Genomic DNA, 16,896 nt, shown 5'->3' on the forward strand with positions numbered 1-16,896 from the left:
ACGGTGGGGGCAGTGTGGCCAAAAGCCGCGTGAGGCCCGTCCCGCGACCGGGACGGGCCTCACTTCACACCAATGCCCGCGAGGGGCGCCTACTTCTTGTTGCGGCGCTGGTGACGAGTCTTGCGCAGCAGCTTGCGGTGCTTCTTCTTGGCCATGCGCTTGCGGCGCTTCTTGATAACCGAACCCACGTAAGTTCCTTACAGATAGTTGATGCCCCGGGCTGCTGGCCGGCCGCGCTCAAGGCGCCTGGCAACCAACTGCTGGTGACGTGACGTAAAACGTTCCTGAACAGAATACAGCACCCGTCAGGCAGTCTCGCTCCGTCCGTCCACCACGGCCTTGCGCAGGTACTCCTCTACCGCCCCCTCAGGAACACGGTAGGAACGGCCGAACCGCACCGCCGGCATCTCGCCCGAGTGCACGAGGCGGTAGACCGTCATCTTCGACACACGCATCATCTCGGCAACCTCAGCGACCGTGAGGAAACGCGAGGAGGAAAAGTCCACCGCAGCCATGCGAATACTCTAGTTGTTGGAGTGACCGTTGTGAATGCGGCGATGACGAACGGCGCCGGCGAGGTGCCCGAGGACCTGCGCGGTGATGCCCCACTCCATGCACTTGTCCGTGACGCTCTGCCCGTAGGTGAGCTGCGAACGGCCGGCGGCGAGCTCGGCGACATCGAGTGCCTGCGCTCCACCCACGAGGAAGCTCTCGAGCATGACGCCGGCCACAGCCTCCGCGGCCTCACCGCCTGCGGCCAGCTGCGCGCCGATCTCAAGTGCCACCTCGGCCTGGCGATGATGGTCCTTGCCGCTGTTGGCGTGGCTCGCGTCCACGATCACCCGCGGGTTGAGCCCCTTGCCCGCCATCTTTGCCGAGGCAGCCTGCACGTGCGCAGCGGAGTAGTTCGGGCCGTCGGAGCCCCCACGCAGGATGAGGTGCGTGTCCGGGTTGCCGGCAGTGGCCACGAGAGCCGCCCGCCCGGCGTCGTCAATCCCCAGGAAGGCCTGGGAAGCGGCCGCGGCGCCGCACGCATCGATCGCGATCTGGAGCCCGCCGTCCGTGCCGTTCTTGAACCCGACCGGCACGGAGAGGCCGGAGACGAGTTGGCGGTGGATCTGGCTCTCGGTGGTGCGGGCGCCGATGGCCCCCCACACGATGGCGTCCGCGGTGTACTGGGGGCTGATCGGCTCGAGGAACTCCGTGGCCGTGGGGAGGCCGAGCTCGAGGACGTCCAGGAGGAAGCGACGCGCCGCCCGCAGGCCTCCGGCGATGTCGTGGCTGCCGTCGAGGTCCGGGTCGTTGATGAGGCCCTTCCAGCCCACCGTGGTGCGCGGCTTCTCGAAGTATGTCCTCATCACCACGAGCACGTCCTGGCGGACCTCGCGGGCGACTGCGGCGAGCCTGGACGCGTACTCGAGCCCCGCCTCGGGATCGTGGATCGAGCAGGGGCCGACGATCACGAGCAGCCGGTCGTCGACGCCGTCCATGATGGCACGCACCTCGTCGCGGCCGCGGGCGACCGCACGCGCGGCGGCCTCGTTCAACGGCAGTTCCTCGAGGAGGTCACCCGGGGTGGGAAGCGGGGTGAACTCGGCGACGCGGAGGTTGCTCGTCGATGTGTCAGTGGCGGCAGTACTGCTCGGGTTCATGGTCTGTCCTTGTCCTGACAGGCCCCGAGTGGGCCAGAGCCTGCCGTTGATATGGCAAAGGGCAAGGACCATGAGGTCCCTGCCCTGTTGGCTCTGGAGTCGGTACGCGACGAAATCTACGCTTGGCCCTCCAGAGCCAACGCAAAATACGCATACCAACGCTTGAACATGGACCTACGGTAAGAGCCGCGCGGTCCAAGATGCAAACAGCCGCCCGTATCGTGGACATCGATCACGGGCGGCGGTTCGCTAGAAGGAGGTCATACGAGGCCCTGCGCGAGCATCGCCTCGGCGACCTTGACGAAGCCGGAGATGTTTGCGCCGAGCACGTAGTTGCTGGGCGCACCGTACTCCTCGGCAGTCTGGGCGCACCGGTCATGGATGCCCACCATGATCTCAGTAAGGCGCTGCTCGGTGTACTCGAACGTCCAGGAGTCACGGCTCGCGTTCTGCTGCATCTCGAGCGCAGACGTGGCGACGCCGCCAGCGTTGGCGGCCTTCCCGGGGGCGAACAGCACCCCGGCGCTCTGGAACACGGCGATCGCCTCAGGTGTGCAGGGCATGTTTGCGCCCTCGGCCACGACGGTGACACCCGATGCCACGAGGCGCGTGGCAGCTGCCTCGCCGACTTCGTTCTGCGTGGCGCACGGGAGCGCGACCTCGGCGTTGACGTCCCATACGCTGGCGCCCTCCACGTAGGAGACGCCCGCACCCCGGCGCACGGCGTACTCCTTGAGCCGCCCGCGCTCGACCTCCTTGATCTGGCGGACTAGGTCGACGTCGATCCCGCCCTCGTCGACCACAAAGCCGTCCGAGTCGGAGCACGCCACGACGTTGGCGCCGAGCTGCTGCGCCTTGGCCATCGCGTAGATCGCGACGTTGCCCGATCCGGACACCACGACCCGGCGCTCCTCGAGGCTGCGGCCCCGGGTCTTGGCCATCTCGTTGGCGAACAGCACGGTGCCGTAGCCCGTGGCCTCCGGTCGGACGAGTGAGCCGCCCCAGCTGAGGCCTTTGCCGGTGAGCACGCCGGACTCGTAGCGGTTGGTGATGCGCTTGTACTGGCCGAACAGGTAGCCGATCTCGCGCCCGCCCACGCCGATGTCGCCGGCCGGGACATCGGTATGCTCGCCAAGGTGCCGGTACAGCTCGGTCATGAAGGACTGGCAGAACCGCATGACCTCGGCCTTGGAGCGGCCCCGCGGGTCGAAGTCCGAGCCGCCCTTGCCGCCGCCGATCGGCATGCCGGTGAGGGCGTTCTTGAAGATCTGCTCGAAGCCGAGGAACTTGACGATGCCGAGGTAGACGGAGGGGTGGAAGCGAAGGCCGCCCTTGTACGGGCCGAGTGCGGAGTTGTACTCGACTCGGAAGCCGCGGTTGATCTGGACCCTGCCGGAATCGTCGGTCCACGGCACGCGGAAGATGATCTGGCGCTCGGGCTCGCAGAGCCGCTCGAGGACGGCGGCCTCGACGTACTCGGGGTGGCGCTCTATGACGGGCCCGAGGCTCTCGAAGACCTCGTCGACGGCCTGGTGGAACTCGACTTCGCCGGGGTTCCGGGCGTGGACCTGGTCTCGGACGGCAAGCAGCTCGGCGTGCATGGTGACCCCTCACAATGGATGGTGCGTGCCCGCTGTTTCCCCCAACGGGCATGGCAAGTATTCCAGAACGGAATACCCCTCGGGGAATCCGGACCGCGGGATGAACCGGGCCCGAACACCGGGTCGGCGGCCAGCCCGTCGATTTGACCGGGTCTGGGCACGTCATCAAAGATGATCAAAGGACCACCACTGGCCGAGCCGTGGTGCCGTGCGCTCAAGAACCGGGCACCTTCCATTCATCGCGGCATGCGCTCCCAGCAGTCCGCGCGTCCGAAGGAGCGCCCTCATCGCCGCCCGGCCCCCGCACCGCACGATGCACGAACTGGTCCACCTCCTGCTGGCGGTCACGGAACCCCAAGCACTCCTGACCGCCCTCACCGCCCACACCCACGAGCACCTCCAGCGCCTCGGTGCCTCCGACTGCGCCCTCGTGCTGCGGCGTCGGAACCAGCCGGCGCTCACCGCGGGCAGCAGCCCCGCGCTGGCACGTGTGGTCGAGAAGCGGCTCGCGGACGACGACGACGACCTCGCCACCGCACTGGACCGCGCCCGAACTGCGGCGAGGCTCGGGCTACCCTCGACGTGGGCCTCGGGCATCGCATGGGGCGCGCAGGCCGGGCTCCTCGTTGTCCCGGCCAACGCCGGCCCCACCGCGCGCGCCGCGCTGGCCATCATCGGGAGGGTGCCGGCAGATCCGGACCACAGGCGGGCGCTGCTTGCAGGCATCGGCCGGGTGCGGAACGAGGCCTCGGGGGTGCTGCGGCTCGCCGTGCGCTTGGCGGACAGCGAGGAGATCGCCCAGCATCGAGCGCTGGCGATGCAGAGCCGCACGATCATTGACATGGCCGTCGGCGTGATCATGGCCCAGAACCGCTGTTCCGCAGACGAGGCGTTCGATGTCTTGCGGAGGGCGTCCAACAACAGGAACATCAAGCTCCGGGAGGTCGCCGCAGACCTCGTCCAGCGCGTCCATCCGAATCTGCCCCAGACCGTGTTCACCGAGTAGGCCCGGGAGTGTCGGAGCCCGCTGTGATGATCCATCCATGAGTGGGCTGAATCTGCTCGGCGAGCCCGAGCCGTATCCCGTTGTCGTCCCAGCGGAAACCCTGAACGCGCTTCGCACGGTCCGCTCACGCCACGCCCCGCCCGTGTGGGTGCGCCTGACGTTCGACGATGAACGCCCGGACCGCATCGAGAAGGGCTTCGCCCAAGCGTGGACCGGCGCCCACGTGCTCGTGCAAGTGCTCTGGTCTCTGTCCTACTATCGAGGAGCACGGGAGTTCTGGGTCGAGGCCCACCAGGTGCGGCGCCGGACCGTGGGGCCGCAGTGGCACGGGCGTCCGGCGTGACCTTCGGACGGCGGGAAAGCCCATCCTTCCTTCCTGTCGAACGAAAGGGGCCGCTCGTGGAGCACAAGCCTGCCATCCTCATCGCGCTCTCGGCCATGGCCGTCGCCCTGTCGGCCTGCTCGGGCACGCCGACGGGCACCACGCCTGCATCATCAAGCGGAGCTGCTGCAGCCCCGTCCACGCCTGCAGCAACAAGCGGGGCCACTGCGGGCCCGTCCACGTCTGCGGGGGCAGAATGGGGCCTAGTTCCGGCCAACGGTGCCACCAACATCAAGGCCGCAGGGCTCACCGTGTTGACCGAGGAGGGCACCGCAGAGCATTTCCATGCCCACCTCGACGTGATCGCCGACGGCAAGACCGTCCCCGTTCCCGCCGAGATCGGCTTCAGTTTCGGCGCCAACGGACGGCCGAACGGCATCTCGGCCCTCCACACCCACGACACTTCCGGTGTCATCCACATCGAAGCCCCCACGACGGGGCAGACCTACACTCTGGGACAGGTCTTGGCCGAATGGGGTGTCCTCGACGGGACCTCGAGCGCATCCGCAGGGCCACACTCCGATGTCACGGATTGGACTGTCTACGTGAACGGGACCAAGCAGTCGGGCAACCCCCGGGATGTTGTCCTCAAGCCCCATGCCGAGATCGCCCTTGTGCACGGCAGCGGTGCCAGCACGGTCCCCACTCCGAGTTCCTACGCCTTCCCCTCTGGCCTCTAGGGCCATGGGGCCCGGCCGTAGAGGGTCCAAGGGCCGTATCCGGACGCCTCTGGGCGCTATAAGTTCACGAGTGGAGGCCCTGCCCTCTGCGAGCTCAGTGCAACCATCTGCGTGTCGAGGAGATCCCGCCATGAAAGCACTCGTCTACCACGGCCCCGGCCAGAAGGCTTGGGAGGAGGTCCCGGATCCCACCCTCCACGATCCCACGGACGCAATTGTCAGGATCGAGACCACCACGATCTGCGGCACGGACCTGCACATCCTCAAGGGGGACGTTCCCGCGGTCACAGACGGCCGCATCCTCGGCCACGAGGGCGTCGGTGTGGTCACCGAAGTGGGCCCGGACTGCACGAAGGTCAAGGTCGGCGACCGGGTGATCGTCTCGTGCATCACCAAGTGCATGGACTGTGACTTCTGCAAGGCGGGCCTCACCTCGCACTGCCAGCGGGTGGGCGGCATCGGCTGGATCTTCGGCCACCTCATCGACGGCACCCAGGCCGAGTACGTGCGCGTGCCGTTCGCGGACAACGGTCTCATTCCGCTCCCGGACGGCGTCAGTGCGGAGCAGGGTGCGATGCTCAGCGACATCCTCCCCACCGGCTATGAGATCGGGGTCCTGTACGGACAGGTCAAGGAGGGCGACGTCGTCGCGGTCGTCGGGGCGGGTCCCGTGGGCCTCGCGGCGATCATGACGGCGGGCCCGGCCGGAGCGTCGAAGGTCATCGCCGTGGACGGCAACGAGTACCGGCTCGAGGAGGCGAAGAAGTTCGGCGCCACTGACACGGTCACTGTGCGGGAGGGAGTCGACGTCGTGGCCGAGCTCAAGAAGTTCAGCCGTGACGGCCTCGGCGTCGACGTGGCCATCGAGGCCGTCGGCATTCCGGCGACCTTTACCGCTGCCCTCGACTCCATCCGGCCCGGTGGCCGCGTCGCGAACGTGGGCGTCCACGGCAAGCCGGTCGAGTTCCCGATCGACCGTGATTGGATCAACAACATCACCGTCACGACTGGCCTGGTGAACGCGACGACGGCCCCTGAGCTCCTCGACAAGATCACTGCAGGCGCGATCGACCCGGCCAAGTTTGTCACGCACCGTTTCACATTCGAGCAGATCATGGATGCCTACGAGACGTTCTCCAATGCTGCCGCCGAGCGTGCGCTCAAGGTGATCATCACCGCCGGGTAGCGGGGAGACCACGGCTCTTCCGCTCACGGGGACAGTCGCTCAGACAGCCTCGAGCACGCTCACGTAGTTGGCGATCGCGAGGCCGCCCATGTTGTGGACCGCGGCCCTGCGCGCGCCCGGGAGCTGCATCTCCCCGGCCGTCCCGGACAGCTGCATTGCGGCGACGACATGCTGCGATACCCCCGTGGCACCCACCGGGTGCCCCTTGGCCTTCAGACCGCCCGAGAGGTTCACCGGGAACCGGCCACCACGGAAGACGGAGCCGTCCTCGATGGCCACGGAGCCCTTGCCGCGCTCGGCCAGGCCCATGACCTCGTACATGAGGAGCTCGGCAATGGTGAAGCAGTCGTGGACCTCGGCGAGGTCCAGATCCGCGAGTCCGATTCCGGCCATCTCGAGCGCCCTGGCCCATGCCGCGCGGGAGCCGGCGAACTCGAGCGGATCGCGCTTGGCTGACGGGAGGAAGTCGTTCGCCTGACCGAACCCGGCCAGGCGAACGGGTGCGGCGACGGCCGACGGCGCGTGGTCGGCGGAGAGCACGAGGGCGGCGGCGCCGTCGGACACCGGGGAGCAGTCGGTGCGCCGCAGCGGCGCGTCGACCATCGGGTTCTTCTCGGAGACCGTCCGGCAGAACTCAACGCCGAAGTCGCGGTGCATGTGCGCGTACGGGTTGGCCATGCCGTTGTGGTGGTTCTTGGCGGCGATCGAGCCGAGCACGTCGGAGACGGACCCGTACCGCTCCTCGTAGGCGCGAGCCACTTCGGCGAACAGGCCGGTGAAGCCGGTGCTCGACGGGTGGCCTGCCGACTCGTATCCGGCTCCGAGGAGCGCGGCGCCCACGGTGTCCACTCCCGCGGCGGTCATCTTTTCGGCGCCGATCACCAGGACGTTGCGCGCCGTGCCTGCCAGGAGCGCCTTGACGCCCTGCTGGAACGCGCCGGACCCGGAGGCACACGCGTTCTCGACCCGTGTGGCCGGGACGTTGGCAAGCTCGTCTGAGACCTGCAGCGCGAGCGAGGACGTGAACGCAAGAGGCACCATGCCCGCGTTGTAGTTCCCCACGTAGATCTCGTCGATCTGGCCCGGCTCGAGACCCGAGTTCCCGATCGCCTCCGCGGCCGCGGACACGATGAGGGACTCGAGCGTCTCGCCCTCGAGCTTGCCGAAGGCAGTGTGGCCCCACCCTGTGAGCAGGACGTCCTTGACGAACTGGTCCTTCAATGCCATCAGCGCACCACCTCCGCGAGCGCCTCGTCCGCCTCGCCCGCTTCTCGCGCGACGTCGAACTCCGCCTCGGTCTTCCCCCGCACCTCGTCGAGCCCGACGCCGGGGGCGAGCCTCACGAGCGTGAGCCGCCGCGCGCCGTCGTGCGCTGGATCCTGAACCACGTCGAAGACGGCGAGGTCCGTGATGATCCGGTCCACCACGCCGACGCCGGTGAGCGGGAGGGTGCACTCGGAGACGATCTTGGGCGAGCCGTCCTTGGCGACGTGCTCGGTGAGCACGACGACGCGCGGTGTCCCCGCCACCAGGTCCATGGCCCCGCCCATCCCCTTGACCATCTTGCCGGGGATCTGCCAGTTGGCCAGATCCCCCGAGCCGGAGACCTGCATCGCGCCGAGGACCGCGACCTTGACGTGGCCGCCGCGGATCATGCCGAAGCTCGTCGCAGAGTCGAAGATCGAGCCGCCCGGCAGCACCGTGACAGTCTGCTTGCCTGCGTTGATGAGGTCCGGGTCCTCGTCCCCCTCATAGGGGAACGGGCCCATCCCGAGCAGGCCGTTCTCGCTCTGGAGGTGCACGGTCACGCCGTCGGGGAGGTTGTTGGCCACGAGGGTCGGGATGCCGATCCCGAGGTTCACGTAGTCGCCGTCGGAAAGCTCGGTGGCGGCGATGGCCGCCATCTCGTCACGGGTCCAGGACATGGAGGTCTCCTTCTTGCTCGTATGAGGTCAGGCCACCGCGGCGGCGGGCCGGGGCCGAGTCGTGACCTGCTCGATGTGCTTCACCCGGTCCGTGGCGGGCACGAGCCGCTGGACGAACACGCCGGGGGTGACGATGAGGTTGGGGTCGAGCTCGCCAGCAGGCACGATGTGCTCGGCCTCGGCGACCGTGAGCCGCCCGGCCGTGGCCACGACCGGGTTGAAGTTCCGCGCGGTATACCGGTAGACGAGGTTGCCCGCAGCGTCCGCGGTGTGGGCATGGACGAGCGCGACATCGGCCACGATCCCCCGCTCCTGGACGTACAGCTCGCCCTCGAACGTCTCATGCGGCTTGCCTTCAGCCACGAGCGTGCCCACCCCGGTCTTCGTGTAGAAGGCGGGAATCCCCGCACCGCCGGCGCGCAGCCGCTCTGCGAGAGTACCCTGGGGGGTGAACTCGACCTCGAGCATACCGGCGAGGTACTGCTGCGCGAACAGCTTGTTCTCTCCCACGTAGCTCGCGATCACCTTCGCCACCTGGCCGGCCTCGATGAGGACGCCGAGCCCCTTGCCGTCGACGCCCATGTTGTTGGAGACGACCGTGAGCCCGCTGACGCCGGAATCGCGGACGGCGTCAATGAGATCAGCCGGAATTCCGCTGAGGCCGAATCCCCCGACGGCGAGCGTCATCCCGTCGGCGAGCGCCCCGGCGAGGGCCTCTGCAGCGTCGGTGTGGATCGTGGGCATGTGCTCCTCCTCGAGCTCGCTGCGCCTTCGCGTATCCGTCGGCGCCACTTTATGGACTCTTCTGGTCTGTGAGCGTAGGCGGGATATGACGGCGATCACAAGGACATGGGCGCTGATGTGTTCACCTAGTGGCAGATCTGGCCTATCCTGTCCACATTGTGGCGTATTTCTCCGGAGGGGCTGAGGGCGTGGTGTCTGACATCCAGGGCACGCAGGTAGTGGGACGCATCGCGCTCCTGCTGCACATCATCGCCAAGGCCGGAGGCGCCGGACTCTCACTCGCCGGGATCGTCCGCGCCTCCGGCCTGACCCGACCCACGGTCCACCGCCTCCTGAAGGCCCTCGCCGGCAACGGCCTCCTCGACCTGGACGAGGACACAGGACGCTGGCACTTGGGCCCAGAACTGTACGTCATGGGGACGGTCGCGGCCGGCCGGTTCGCCGTCGAGCATCTCGCGCGGCCCGCCCTCCGCCACCTCGCCGAGGCCACCGGCGAGTCGGCGTTCCTGTCAATCCGCCGCGGAGACGAGACGGTGTGCCTGGCCCGCGAGGAGGGCAGCTTCCCGGTGCGCTCGTTCGTGCTCTACGAAGGCAAGCGGTTCCCGCTCGGCGTCGCCTCGGCCGGGATCGCGATCCTTGCCTTCATGCCCGGAGAAGAGGCCGAGCCGATCATCACCGACGACGGCGAGCGCGCCGCCGAGTACGGCCCCTCCCACGCGGCGGGTCCCCTCCGGGCGAAGCTTGCAGAGACACGCGAGCTGGGGTATTCGGTCAACCCCGGGCTCATCGTCGAGGGCTCCTACGGACTCGGCGCAGCCGTGTTCGACCCGGCAGGCAGACCAGGGTGGGCGCTGTCACTGACGGGCATCGAACCGCGCTTCCGTCCCGGCCGGCGGGAGGAGCTCGGAGAACTGCTCATGGCCGAGGCGCACCGGCTCTCGACCGCCATCGCCGCGCCGCGGGCCTGAGCGGATTGCGCATCCGCGGCACTAGGGGCGATAGTCCCCGCGCCCTCCCCCGGCATCCGCCGCGACGCGTAGGGTAGGCGGCATGGTCGACTCCGCCCTGACCGACTGGCTCCTGGACTCCGACCCGGCGCTCCGCTGGCAGGTCGAACGCGATCTGCTCCACGCGCCGTCGGACATCTGGCAGGAAACCCGGACGAGGGTCGCCGCGGATGGCTTCGGCGCGCGGCTGCTCGCGCTCCAGGACGCGGACGGCCAATGGGCCGGCGGCGCATTCTTCCCCTCTGACTTCGACTTCCACGGCCCCGAGGCCTCCACAGACGCAGGGCAGCCTTGGACAGCCACGACCTGGACCCTCACCACCCTGCGCGAATGGGGCCTCGACGCCACTGCCCTGACCGGGACGGCTGAGAAGCTGGCCGCGAACAGCCGATGGGAGTACGAGGACCTCCCGTACTGGGGCGGCGAGGTGGATGTGTGCATCAACGCGGCCACTCTCGCCAACGGAGCCTGGCTCGGAGCCGACGTGGAGGGCCTGGCCCGGTGGTTCGTGGAGCACCAGATGGACGAGGGCGGATGGAACTGCGAATGGGTCAACGGCTCGGTCCGCTCGTCCTTCAACTCGACCCTCAACGCGCTCAGGGCGATCCTGTACTACGAGAACTCGGGCCTCAGCCCGTGGGAGCTGGTGGAACCGCTGCGCGAGGCCCGGAAGGCGGGCGAGGAATACCTCCTCTCCCGCGGCGCCCTCCGCCGCCAAACCACTGGCGAGCTCGTCCAGCCCTGGTTCGGCGTCCTCGCCTATCCGTTCCGCTGGCAGTACACAGCGCTCCGCGCCGCGGACTACTTCCGCGAAGCCTCCCTGCACGACGCCACCCCTCCGGACCCCCGGATGGCCGAGGTGATCGGCATCCTGCGGGACAAGCGGAGCGAGGACGGCACATGGCTCCAGGAACACCGGTTTCCCGGGAGGGTGTGGTTCGAGGTGGACGTTCCACCCGGCGAGCCCTCGAAGTGGCTCACGTTCTACGCCGCCCGTGCACTCGACTGGTGGGACGGCGCCCCGGCGGCGTGAGGCCTACTTCCGACGGCCGAACTTCGGCAGGTTCGCCATGAGCTCCGTGGCCCGGGCTGCAGCCCGCTCGACCGAGCGCTGGATCTGCCCCTGGCGGCTCGCCTCCGTACCCCTCTCCCCGGAATGAGGCACAAAGGCGGCGGCCACCAGCGCGGCGTCCTCGCCTGGACCGGTGGGGTGGTCAAGGGGTCTCGGCCCCGTGGACGGCGCGAGCACCGCCGGCTCTTCTGACGCGGCGAGCTCAGCGGACGATGCCGGAGCCGCTGGGGCGGCCGGTGGGACGGCGGTGTCAGCCGGGGACGGCGCCGTCGTGCGCAGTGCCTCGAGCCAGCCGCCCACCTCGGCGAGCGGCTCGAGCCGGAGTGTGTAGAAGCGCTTCTGGCCCTGGGCCCGGGTGGTGACGAGGCCGGCGTCGCGGAGGACCTTGAGGTGCTTGGACACCGTGGGCTGGCTCGCGGAGAGAGCATCGACGAGCTCGCCCACTGCCTTGTCGCCGCCGCGCAGCGTCTCCAGGATGTCCCGGCGTGTGCGGTCCGCGATGACGGCGAAGATGTCAGTCACCATGCTCCCAGCCTACCCATCTCAGTCGAACCACGGATCGAGCCCGTGCAGCGGGAAGACTTCCTTGCGGGTGGCCATGACAGCGCGGTCCACGGGATCGTTCGGGTTGAAGCCGATCTCCCATGAGCGCCACCACAGGTCGGCGTCCTCGCCCATGAGCGCCGGGACGTTCTTGCCGTACTCCTCGCGCACGTAGTCGCGCCAAGGCTGCGGCGTTGGTGTCTGCAGGCTCACCGGGTGGCCCGCGGCGATGCCGACGAGGTGCGCCCACGAGCGCGGAACCACCTGCACAACCTCGTACCCACCGCCTCCCGTGGCGATCCAGCGGCCCTCGCAGAACCTCCGCGCGAGGGCCGAGACCGACAGGGCCACCTCCCGCTGGGCGTCCACGGTGACCTGGAGGTTCGTCAGCGGGTCGAGGTGGTGTGCGTCGCAGCCGTGCTGGCTCACGATCACCTCGGGGCGGAACGCCTCGACCAGTTGGGGGACGATCGCGTGGAAGGCTCGCAGCCACCCGGCATCCCTGGTCCCGGCCGGCAGCGCGACGTTGACGGCGGTGCCCTCGGCCGAAGGGCCGCCCACCTCGGTGGGGAAGCCCGTCCCCGGGAACAGCGTCAGACCGCTCTCGTGGAGCGAGATGGTCATGACGCGCGGCTCGTCCCAGAAGATCCGCTCGGTGCCGTCGCCATGGTGCGCATCGGTGTCGATGTAGACCACGCGCGCCACCCCGCGGTCGAGGAGCCGCTGGATGGCGACGGCGGCGTCGTTGTAGATGCAGAAGCCGCTGCCCCGGTCCGCAGCCGCATGGTGCATGCCGCCCCCGAAGTTCACGGCGTGGAGCGCCGAGCCTGACAGGATCGCCTCGGCTGCCGCGAGCGAGCCGCCGACCAGGCGTGCACTGGCCTCGTGCATGCCGGAGAAGGCCGGATCATCCTCGGTGCCGAGGCCCCGATCGGGGTCAGGCACCTCGGGGTTCTCGCTCACGCGGCGGACGGCGGCGATGTATTCGCGCGTGTGCACCGTGGCGAGCTCGTCGTCAGTGGCCACAGCCGGCTCGGCCAGCCGCACGAACGGGAGGCCGAACAGCCCGAGCGCCTCGCACAGGCGCGCGGTGAGATCCAGCCGTGCGGGACTCATGGGGTGGTGCCTGCCGAAGTTGTAGGCCAGGAGGTCTTCACTCCAGGCTACGAGGGTGGGGTACTCGACCCGCCGGATCGCGCTGGCCGGGCCGCTGGCCTGCTGCGCTGCACCCTCGGACATGCAGCTAGGTTACCGGACGGCCGCTCCCATGCGGCCCCGGGGGCATGGTTGGTGGTTTACTGTGACACGAAGCCGCCGCCCGGCCCCTCTGGGCGACCAGGACACACAGGACACGCTTTCGATGGCCCAGATCAAGCCGACGTGGCAGCCGGCACCCCAGCGCGAAGGACTCGGCCCCCTGACCGGGCTGCGGGACGTCGTCGACCGGGTTGCTGCATCCTCCCCCGCACGGCTCGCGATGCTCGCGTTCGCGGCCGTGATCATAGTGTTCACGCTCCTGCTCTCGCTTCCCGTCGCCTCCGCAGAGGACAAAGTCACTCCTCTCCACGAGGCTCTGTTCACAGCGGCCTCGGCTGTGTGCGTGACGGGGCTGACGGTTGTCTCCACGGCGACGCACTGGACGTTCTTCGGCCAGTTCGTGATCCTGCTCGGCATCTTCGTCGGAGGCCTCGGCACGCTCACCATCGCATCGCTCCTGACGCTCATGGTCAGCCGGCGGCTCGGCCTGCGCAGCAAGCTGATCGCCCAAGAGGCACTGAACAACTCGAGCCGTCTCGGTGAGGTCGGCGAGCTCCTGCGCGTGGTGATCATGACCTCGGTGGTGATCGAGGGCTCCCTCGCGGTTGTGCTCACCGGCAGGTTCTTGGCACTCGGCGAGGGCTTGTGGCAGTCGCTGTGGCACGGGGTGTTCTACTCGATCTCCGCGTTCAACAACGCCGGCTTCACACCGCACTCGGACGGAATTGTCCCTTACGAGGAAGACCTGTGGATCCTCGTGCCCCTGGCGGTCGGCGCGTTCGTGGGCTCGCTCGGGTTCCCCGTGATCCTCGGCCTGCGCCAGGCGGGCTTCCGCTGGCGGAGGTGGAGCCTGCACGTCAAGCTCACCATCCAGGTCTCGGCGATCCTCGTCCTCATCGGCGGTGTGCTGTGGGGATGGATGGAGTGGGACAACCCTCGCACCATCGGCTCCATGAGCGTTGGGGACAAGCTCATCCACGCGGTCTTCGCGTCCATCATGACCCGCTCCTGCGGATTCAACCTGGTGGACCAGAACCACATGGAGGGGACCACCCAGCTCCTGACTGATGCCCTCATGTTCGCCGGCGGCGGCTCGGCCTCGACCGCAGGCGGCATCAAGGTCACCACGGTCGCCGTGCTCTTCCTCGCCATCCTTGCGGAGGCCCGAGGAGATGCGGACGTCAAGGTGTACGGGCGCACCATCCCGCAGAGCGCGCTGCGGGTCGCGATCTCGGTCATCGTGGCCGGGGCCACCCTTGTCCTCGTAGGCTCGTTCCTCATGTCCGCCATCACACAGCAGTCCCTCGACCGGGTCCTGTTCGAGGTGATCTCAGCCTTCGCCACGTGCGGCCTGAGCTCCGGGCTCAGCGCCGAGTCTCCCCCAGCGGGCATGTACGTGCTGACGGGCCTCATGATCGCCGGCCGCCTCGGCACGATTACGCTCGCCTCCGCGCTGTCCGTCCGCCAGCGCATCCAGCTGTACCACTATCCGGAAGAGAGGCCGATCATTGGCTAATCCCACGCCCAGCACGGCGGCGGCAAACCGGCGCCCGAATCCCTCCGCGCCCGTCCTCGTGATCGGGCTCGGCCGCTTCGGCGCCGCAACCGCCGAGCAGCTCGTCAAGCAGGGTCGCGAGGTCCTCGCCATCGAACGGGACATCAACCTCGTCCAGAAATGGTCGGGAACGCTCACACACGTGGTCCAGGCAGACGCGACCAACATCGATGCGCTCCGCCAACTCGGCGCCCAGGAGTTCCAGTCCGCCGTGGTCGGCGTGGGCACCTCCATCGAGTCCTCTGTGCTCATCGCGGCCAACCTCGTGGATCTCGGCATCGAGCACCTCTGGGTCAAGGCGATCACGCCCTCCCACGGCAAGATCCTCGCCCGTATCGGGGCGAACCACGTGATCTATCCCGAGGCGGATGCAGGGGTGCGCGCAGCGCACCTGGTCTCGGGGCGGATGCTGGACTTCATCGAATTCGACGACGACTTCGCGATCGTCAAGATGTACCCGCCCAAGGAGACCCAGGGCTTCACGCTCGCCGAATCGAGCGTGCGCTCGAAGTACGGGGTGACGATCGTGGGGGTCAAGAGCCCCGGCGAGGACTTCACCTACGCCCAGCCCCACACCAAGGTCTCGGGCCGGGACATGCTCATCGTCTCGGGCCACGTTGACCTCCTGGAGCGGTTCGCCGCGCGTCCGTAGCCGCCTTCCCAGCCATTCGGGACGCCCGCGGTAGCCGGGCTCAGAGCCGGCGCAGCGTGGCGTCGAGCATCTGTTCGGTGAGACGCCTCGTCGACGTGTTGTGCGGGCTCACGTGGTAGCAGCCGAGCAGCCGGACTGCGCCGCCGTCCGGGAGCCCCAAGTGCTCCTCGGCGCCGTGTCCGAACATCGGCTTGGGGCGCGGCACGGCCCAGCCGAGCCTGCGGGCTGCGGCGAGCGCCGCATTCCACCCCACCCCGCCGAGCGCGAGGATCGACTCGAGCCCCGCGGGCGAGGCGGCCGTGAGGGCAAGGTCGCGGTCGAGCCAGTGCCCACAGGTGGCGAGCTCGGCCGGCGTCGGCCGGTTCTCTGGAGGTGCGCAGCGCACTGAGGCGACCACGCGGACCCCCGTGAGTGTCATGCCGTCGCCAGCCGCGACGGACGTCGGCTGGCTCGCGTACCCCGTGCGGTGCAGGGCCGCGTAGAGCCAGTCACCGGAGCGGTCCCCCGTGAACATGCGGCCCGTGCGGTTCGTGCCGTTGGCGGCGGGCGCCAGGCCCACGATGAGCCTCGACGCCGTGGGGTCGCCGAACGAGGGTCCCGGCCGGCCCCAGTACGGCTGGTGCGCGAAGGACGCCCGCCGGTTCCCGGTTGCCACTGACTCCCGCCATGCGACGAGCCGCGGGCACGCTCGGCACACGGAGCTCATCGCGTCGACCTCGTGCACGGTGGCGGCGTCGGCCGCGAGCCGCGCGACGTCCACTGCGGTGAGTGCCACCGGTGTCCCGCGCGTCGCGGGATCCCCGGGCCACCCCGTCCCGGGTGGGACGGGTGAGTCGAAGGGCTGTCCCGTCATGGGGTGTGGCTCAGCGTGCATGCCATCACGGTATGCCTCGCACGGCGCGCGCGCCGCCCACAGGAATACGCCGTGCCCCGCGGCGGGTTGCGCCAGACATGACAACGATAGGAATCATCGGCGCAGGACGCATCGGCAGTCAGATCGCGCGGAAGGCCGTGGAGGTCGGCTACGACGTCGTGGTCAGCAACTCCCGCGGGCCGGAGACGCTAGCGGACCTCGTGGCTGAGCTCGGTCCCCGGGCTAGAGCTGCGACAGCCGCGGACGCCGCAGCGGCTGGCGATTTCGCCGTCGTCACGGTCCCCCTCAAGAGCCTCCCACGGGTCCCGGTGGGGCCGCTCGCGGGCAAGGTCGTGATCGACACGAACAACTACTACTGGGAGCGCGACGGTCACATCGAGGTCCTCGACGAAGGGCAGGCCACCACCTCTGGGCTCCTCCAGGAACACCTCCCGACGTCCAAGGTGGCGAAGGGCTTCAACCACATCCTCTACACGGACATCACCACCGACGGCACGCCCGCTGGCGCCCCAGGCCGTCGCGCCCTCGCGACGGCGAGCGACTCCCACGAGGCCGGCGAGCTCGTGAGAAAACTCTACGACGAGTTCGGCTTCGACACCGTCAACATCGGGCCGCTCGGACAGCTGGCGCGTCGAGCGCGACCGCCCTGCGTACAGCGCCGGCCGACAGACCGCCGCGGAGCTCACGGCCAACCTTGCCAAGGCGCCACGCACCATCTGAGAGCACCCCACACGGAGGTGACTGACCCACGACGCCGAGC

At 68.8% G+C, this 16,896-nt stretch carries 18 protein-coding genes and 1 pseudogene; 9 read left to right on the forward strand and 10 right to left on the reverse strand.

Going from position 1 to position 16,896, the window contains the following annotated elements:
• Positions 1 to 89: 89 nt before the first annotated feature.
• The 4 genes from LF262_RS12970 to gdhA form a co-directional block, all read right to left on the reverse strand.
• Positions 90 to 188: a 30S ribosomal protein bS22 gene (locus tag LF262_RS12970; RefSeq protein ID WP_003792170.1), complete on the reverse strand. Its 99-nt coding sequence runs from the start codon at positions 186 to 188 to the stop codon at positions 90 to 92.
• A gap of 117 nt (positions 189 to 305) precedes the next feature.
• Positions 306 to 515: a helix-turn-helix domain-containing protein gene (locus LF262_RS12975; RefSeq protein WP_235780823.1), complete on the reverse strand. Its 210-nt coding sequence runs from the start codon at positions 513 to 515 to the stop codon at positions 306 to 308.
• Between the two features lie 9 nt (positions 516 to 524).
• The gene (locus tag LF262_RS12980; protein WP_235780824.1) at positions 525 to 1,652 is read right to left on the reverse strand and encodes a 3-deoxy-7-phosphoheptulonate synthase; all 1,128 of its coding nucleotides are present in this window, start codon (positions 1,650 to 1,652) and stop codon (positions 525 to 527) included.
• A 260-nt stretch (positions 1,653 to 1,912) separates the two neighbouring features.
• On the reverse strand, positions 1,913 to 3,253 hold the full coding sequence (gene gdhA, locus LF262_RS12985; RefSeq protein WP_235780825.1) for an NADP-specific glutamate dehydrogenase: 1,341 nt from the start codon (positions 3,251 to 3,253) through the stop codon (positions 1,913 to 1,915).
• A 313-nt stretch (positions 3,254 to 3,566) separates the two neighbouring features.
• Between gdhA and LF262_RS12990 the strand changes: the two genes are divergently transcribed.
• From LF262_RS12990 to LF262_RS13005, 4 genes are all read left to right on the forward strand, one after another.
• Positions 3,567 to 4,259, forward strand: a complete 693-nt coding sequence (locus LF262_RS12990) for an ANTAR domain-containing protein (protein WP_235780826.1) — start codon at positions 3,567 to 3,569, stop codon at positions 4,257 to 4,259.
• A 37-nt stretch (positions 4,260 to 4,296) separates the two neighbouring features.
• Positions 4,297 to 4,602, forward strand: a complete 306-nt coding sequence (locus LF262_RS12995) for a hypothetical protein (protein WP_235780827.1) — start codon at positions 4,297 to 4,299, stop codon at positions 4,600 to 4,602.
• A gap of 56 nt (positions 4,603 to 4,658) precedes the next feature.
• Complete coding sequence (locus tag LF262_RS13000; protein WP_235780828.1) at positions 4,659 to 5,321, forward strand: hypothetical protein; 663 nt, start codon at positions 4,659 to 4,661, stop codon at positions 5,319 to 5,321.
• Positions 5,322 to 5,451: 130 nt separating this feature from the next.
• Positions 5,452 to 6,507 (forward strand): zinc-binding dehydrogenase, encoded by a 1,056-nt coding sequence (locus tag LF262_RS13005; RefSeq protein WP_235780829.1) that lies wholly within the window; start codon positions 5,452 to 5,454, stop codon positions 6,505 to 6,507.
• 39 nt (positions 6,508 to 6,546) lie between these two features.
• Here the strand turns inward: LF262_RS13005 and LF262_RS13010 are convergent, their stop codons facing one another.
• From LF262_RS13010 to LF262_RS13020, 3 genes are read right to left on the reverse strand one after another with little or no spacing between them, the layout of a single operon-like run.
• Complete coding sequence (locus LF262_RS13010; RefSeq protein ID WP_235780830.1) at positions 6,547 to 7,734, reverse strand: acetyl-CoA acetyltransferase; 1,188 nt, start codon at positions 7,732 to 7,734, stop codon at positions 6,547 to 6,549.
• Positions 7,734 to 8,432 (reverse strand): CoA transferase subunit B, encoded by a 699-nt coding sequence (locus LF262_RS13015; RefSeq protein ID WP_235780831.1) that lies wholly within the window; start codon positions 8,430 to 8,432, stop codon positions 7,734 to 7,736. Before LF262_RS13015 ends, LF262_RS13010 begins: the two co-directional genes overlap by 1 nt.
• Before the next feature lie 27 nt (positions 8,433 to 8,459).
• The gene (locus LF262_RS13020) at positions 8,460 to 9,176 is read right to left on the reverse strand and encodes a CoA transferase subunit A (RefSeq protein WP_235780832.1); all 717 of its coding nucleotides are present in this window, start codon (positions 9,174 to 9,176) and stop codon (positions 8,460 to 8,462) included.
• A 188-nt stretch (positions 9,177 to 9,364) separates the two neighbouring features.
• Between LF262_RS13020 and LF262_RS13025 the strand changes: the two genes are divergently transcribed.
• Positions 9,365 to 10,144 carry an IclR family transcriptional regulator gene (locus tag LF262_RS13025; protein WP_235780833.1) on the forward strand — a complete coding sequence of 260 codons (780 nt, stop codon included), beginning with the start codon at positions 9,365 to 9,367 and terminating at the stop codon, positions 10,142 to 10,144.
• An 82-nt stretch (positions 10,145 to 10,226) separates the two neighbouring features.
• On the forward strand, positions 10,227 to 11,216 hold the full coding sequence (locus tag LF262_RS13030) for a squalene cyclase (RefSeq protein WP_235780834.1): 990 nt from the start codon (positions 10,227 to 10,229) through the stop codon (positions 11,214 to 11,216).
• 3 nt (positions 11,217 to 11,219) lie between these two features.
• Here the strand turns inward: LF262_RS13030 and LF262_RS13035 are convergent, their stop codons facing one another.
• Positions 11,220 to 11,780, reverse strand: a complete 561-nt coding sequence (locus LF262_RS13035) for an ArsR/SmtB family transcription factor (protein WP_235780835.1) — start codon at positions 11,778 to 11,780, stop codon at positions 11,220 to 11,222.
• A gap of 18 nt (positions 11,781 to 11,798) precedes the next feature.
• On the reverse strand, positions 11,799 to 13,037 hold the full coding sequence (locus LF262_RS13040) for an acetoin utilization protein AcuC (protein WP_235780836.1): 1,239 nt from the start codon (positions 13,035 to 13,037) through the stop codon (positions 11,799 to 11,801).
• Between the two features lie 121 nt (positions 13,038 to 13,158).
• On the opposite strand from LF262_RS13040, the gene LF262_RS13045 reads away from it, so the two are divergent.
• Together LF262_RS13045 and LF262_RS13050 are read left to right on the forward strand one after the other, a co-directional pair.
• A complete protein-coding gene (locus tag LF262_RS13045; protein WP_235780837.1) occupies positions 13,159 to 14,571 on the forward strand; it encodes a TrkH family potassium uptake protein in 1,413 nt (470 codons plus the stop codon).
• Positions 14,564 to 15,262, forward strand: a complete 699-nt coding sequence (locus LF262_RS13050; protein WP_235780838.1) for a potassium channel family protein — start codon at positions 14,564 to 14,566, stop codon at positions 15,260 to 15,262. The genes LF262_RS13045 and LF262_RS13050 overlap by 8 nt, the downstream gene beginning before the upstream one ends.
• Before the next feature lie 40 nt (positions 15,263 to 15,302).
• On the opposite strand, the gene LF262_RS13055 is transcribed toward LF262_RS13050, so the two are convergent.
• A complete protein-coding gene (locus tag LF262_RS13055) occupies positions 15,303 to 16,136 on the reverse strand; it encodes a uracil-DNA glycosylase (protein ID WP_308190535.1) in 834 nt (277 codons plus the stop codon).
• 77 nt (positions 16,137 to 16,213) lie between these two features.
• Here LF262_RS13055 and LF262_RS13060 point away from each other — a divergent pair.
• Positions 16,214 to 16,856, forward strand: a pseudogene (locus LF262_RS13060) (NADPH-dependent F420 reductase).
• Positions 16,857 to 16,896 lie beyond the last annotated feature (40 nt).

This window comes from Sinomonas notoginsengisoli, from assembly GCF_021554725.1.
GTDB lineage: Bacteria > Actinomycetota > Actinomycetes > Actinomycetales > Micrococcaceae > Sinomonas > Sinomonas notoginsengisoli.